At 72.7% G+C, this 3,620-nt stretch carries 3 protein-coding genes; all 3 read right to left on the bottom strand.

Features of this window, described 5'->3' with window-relative positions; all coding sequences use genetic code 11:
- Positions 1 to 231: 231 nt before the first annotated feature.
- The 3 genes from TA90_RS15000 to TA90_RS05365 all read right to left on the bottom strand — a co-directional run bounded on the left by TA90_RS15000 (position 232) and on the right by TA90_RS05365 (position 3,456).
- Positions 232 to 1,380 carry an HAD-IC family P-type ATPase gene (locus TA90_RS15000; RefSeq protein ID WP_197067856.1) on the bottom strand — a complete coding sequence of 383 codons (1,149 nt, stop codon included), beginning with the start codon at positions 1,378 to 1,380 and terminating at the stop codon, positions 232 to 234.
- Positions 1,377 to 2,696 carry an HAD-IC family P-type ATPase gene (locus tag TA90_RS14995; protein WP_197067855.1) on the bottom strand — a complete coding sequence of 440 codons (1,320 nt, stop codon included), beginning with the start codon at positions 2,694 to 2,696 and terminating at the stop codon, positions 1,377 to 1,379. Before TA90_RS14995 ends, TA90_RS15000 begins: the two co-directional genes overlap by 4 nt.
- Before the next feature lie 100 nt (positions 2,697 to 2,796).
- Positions 2,797 to 3,456 (bottom strand): response regulator, encoded by a 660-nt coding sequence (locus TA90_RS05365; RefSeq protein WP_043534988.1) that lies wholly within the window; start codon positions 3,454 to 3,456, stop codon positions 2,797 to 2,799.
- Between the last annotated feature and the right edge of the window lie 164 nt (positions 3,457 to 3,620).

The raw sequence follows: 3,620 nt of genomic DNA, 5'->3' as shown, positions 1-3,620 counted from the left end.
CGGGCACGGTGCGGCTGTCGGTGGGCATCGAGGACCTGCCCGACCTGTTGGCGGACCTGGAGCTCGGCTTCGAGGCGGTGGCCCGCGCGGGTCTGCGGTGAGGCGGGGTGGCGGGCAGCGGACACCGATCCGGCGCGGGAACGACGGTGACCCCCTCGGGTGGGCCGGGCGGGACAGCTCGCCCCGGACCGGGCGTCCCGAGCACACCGGAGCGCCCCGACCCCGGCCCGGTCACACGATGGACAGCCGCCTGAAGAGAGCCACCTTCACGGAGTCGAGCGTCAGCGCCAGCACCACGGCACCACCTGCGACCCCCGCCACGACGCCCGGGGGGAGCGGGGCCATGAGGATGCCGCAGGTCGCCAGCACGGTGATGAGCGTGACGTCGACGACCGAGGAGTCCACCATCCACCCGCTCGGGCGTGAACTCCACAGGTGGTGGCGTTCGCGCGACACGTAGAAGATCGCCTGCCCACTGAACACCAGGGTGACGACGGCCATGGACTGGATGAGGTGGGTGTCGAACCCGAGCACCAGGTGGCCCACGAGGATCGAGGCGATGCAGAACACGAGGTCGCACACGCCCAGCACCACACCCGCGACCGTGAGCCACCCGATCCTCCACCTGCTCGGACGGGCCGAGGGGGTGACGTTGTCGGTCGAGGAGGACATCGCCAGGAAGTCCCCGGTGATCATCATGATGACCATCAGCACCGGGGTGATGAGCGCGCCGCCCGTGATGAGGAGCCCGGCGAAGAGGAAGAGCACCTGCGTCGTCTTGTGGATGATCGAGCGCAGGGTGTAGCTGAGGATGCGCTGGAACGTCGAGCGGCCGACCTCGATCGAGGCGACGACACCGGCCAGGCCGGGGACCGTGAGCACGAGGCCGGCTGCCGACTTGGCGGCATCGGTCGCGGTCGAGACCGCGATCCCCATCTGGGCCTGACGCAGGGCGGGGGCATCGTTGACGCCGTCGCCGCACATCGCGACGATGTGGTCCTCCCCCTGCAGCAGCTTCACGAGGTCGAACTTGTCCTCGGGGAGCACGCCCGCGAAGACGCCGACACCGCCGACGTCCGCGCCCTGCGAACGGGGCACCTCGGTGGCCACCGAACCGGTGATCCCGACCTGCCCGGCGATGGCGGAGGCGGTGGCGGGGGCGTCCCCGGTCACCATGACCGTGCGGACACCGAGCTCGTCGAGCCGACGCACGAGGCCGGCGGAGTCCTCGCGCGGGGGGTCACCGAGAGCGATCAGGCCGATGAGGCTCGTGCGGTCCCCGCTGGTGGACGACACGGCGAGGACCCGGTGGCCGGTGGACTCGAGTTCCCCGACGGAACGGCCGACCCAGTCGGTGCCCACCGCACCGGCCGAGATCACGGCGTAGGCGCCCTTCCTGACGGTGCAGGTGGTGCCGTCGGGGTGGCGGACGGTCGCGGAGGAGAGCTTGCGGACCGGGTCGAAGGGGGTGAAGTCGACGAGCTGTGGGGAGTCGGTGACCGGGTGCTCCCCCCCGCCTTCCGCACCGCGGCATCCACGGGGTCTGCGCCACCTTGTGAGCTGGCCTGGGCCGCGAGGGCCAGCACGTGGGGGGTGTCGGTCGAGGGAGCGGTGCGGACCTCCGCCACTGCGAGGGAGTTCTCCGTGAGGGTGCCCGTCTTGTCGACCCAGAGGACGTCGACACCCGCAGCCTCGTCCAGGGACGAGAGCCTGGTGGGGAGCACGCCCTGGTGCCCGAGCTCCTGCGCGCCCACGGTGGCGGCGAGTGTGAACATCGACGGCAGCGCGACCGGTACCGAGGCGAGGACGGCCACGAGCACCAGTGAGAGGAGGTCACCGACCTCCATCCTGAGGAGGAGCGAGAACACGACGATGAGGACCGTGATCCCGCCGTTGAAGAAGGCGATGTTGCGGACGATGCGGAAGACGGCCTTCTGCTCGGTGCTCTCGACATGGGCGGAGCGCACGAGATCCGCGCCGCGTCCGAAGCGGGTCCCCGTGCCGGTCGCGGTGACGGTGGCGTGGGCCTCGCCACGCTTGACGAGGGCGCCCGCGAAGGCCGTGGCACCCACACCGGCCTCCTCCGGGACGGACTCGCCGGTCAGTGCCGAGGAGTCGAGCAGCACCGAGCCGTCGGTGAGGGTGACGTCGGCGGGCACCACGGCGCCGAGGGACAGCGTCACCAGGTCACCGGGCACGAGCCCGGCGGCGGGGATCGTCGACCACTCCCCGTCGCGTCGCACCGAGGCGGTGGGGGCGAGCCGGGTGGTGAGGGTGTCGAGGGTCGTGCGGGCGTTCCGCTCCTGGACGAAGCCCAACGTCGCGTTGAACAGGAGCAGCGAGGCGATGACGGCCGCCTCCGCGTACTGTCCGAGCACCAGTTCCAGCACGATGGCCGCCTCGAGCATCCACGGGACGGGTGCCCAGAGCTTCGAGAGGGCGGAGCGGACCGGGTGCGGGGCCGTGTCCTGGACGGTGTTCCGGCCGTGTTCGCCCGGGCGGCGCTGCGCCTCGGCCGTGGTCAGTCCGGCCGGTGGGTGCGGGTCCGGCGTCCGCGCGCCACCCGTCAGCGGCGAGGTGCCGCGCAGTGGTGTCCCTCCGGGCGCCAACGGGTTGCCCGGGGCCGGTCGACCACCGGGCGGCGGCGACCCGCCGGGTGGTGACGCGCTGTCCGCGCCCTCTGGTTCGTCCGTCATAGCGCCCAGTCTTCGCCCCGTGACGGTCCCGGTGCCACGCGGTCACCGTCCGGGACGGGTCAGGGCAGGTCGGGCGCGGGACCCGGCAGGAGCCGGCGCCTCATCCCAACCCGGAGTCCATGGCGCGGATGGCCAGCTCCGAGCGGGAGGCGCACCCGGTGAGTTGGAGGACCGCCGAGGCGTACACATGGACCGTTCCCTCGCTCAGGTGCAGGCTCTGGGCGATCCGGCGGTTCGACGCGGCCTTGGTCAGCAGGTCGAACACCTGCCGGTACCGCGGCGGCAGGTCCGCCACCGCGGTGGTGAACGCGAGGTCGTCACCACGCCCACGCGTGCGCTCCCGGTAGGAGTCGGCGAGCAGGGTGGCGGGGCGGGGCCCCATCACCGTGGCCCCCAGCATGACCTCGTGGAGCAGTGCGACGAGCCGGTCCACCGGCATGTCCTTCGTGAGGAACCCGCTGGCACCGGCCACCAGCGCGCGTCCCAGGGAGTCGGACTGTTCGAAGGCGGTGAGCATGACCACCCGAACGCCGGGGAACGACCCCGCGATGCGGCGCGCCGTCGCGATCCCGTCGAGCACCGGCATGTCCACGTCGAGCAGGGCGAGGTCGACGCCCCCTCCCTCCAGCACCTCCAGGGCTGCGGCGCCGTCCGGTACGACGGCCACGAGGTCGACGTCCTCGCGGGACCCGAGCAGGTCCGCCATGGCGGCGGCGAACACCGGGTCGTCGTCCGCCAGCAGCAGGCGCAGCGCCGTCACAGCGCTCCCTCCGCGGAACCGCGGGAGCCGATCTCACCCGCGGAACCGGGAGATCCCGGAGGCGCCGGTGTCCCGGACGGGTCGGGGTCACAGGGAGTCCCGGGGGCCGCGGGGCCGCCCTCGTCCGCGGAGCTGCCCGGCACGCCGGGGGCCGGCCTCGGGGT

The sequence above is a fragment of the Actinomyces polynesiensis genome, from assembly GCF_000820725.1.
Classification (GTDB): Bacteria; Actinomycetota; Actinomycetes; order Actinomycetales; family Actinomycetaceae; genus Pauljensenia; species Pauljensenia polynesiensis.
Note: the sequence above shows the minus strand (reverse complement) of the source record. Positions and strands in the feature narration are given on the sequence as shown.

Bases quoted from the DNA above. Each gene is read 5' to 3' on its own strand.
- TA90_RS14995 (WP_197067855.1), bottom strand. From the start codon at position 2,696: ATGACGGACGAACCAGAGGGCGCGGACAGCGCGTCACCACCCGGCGGG.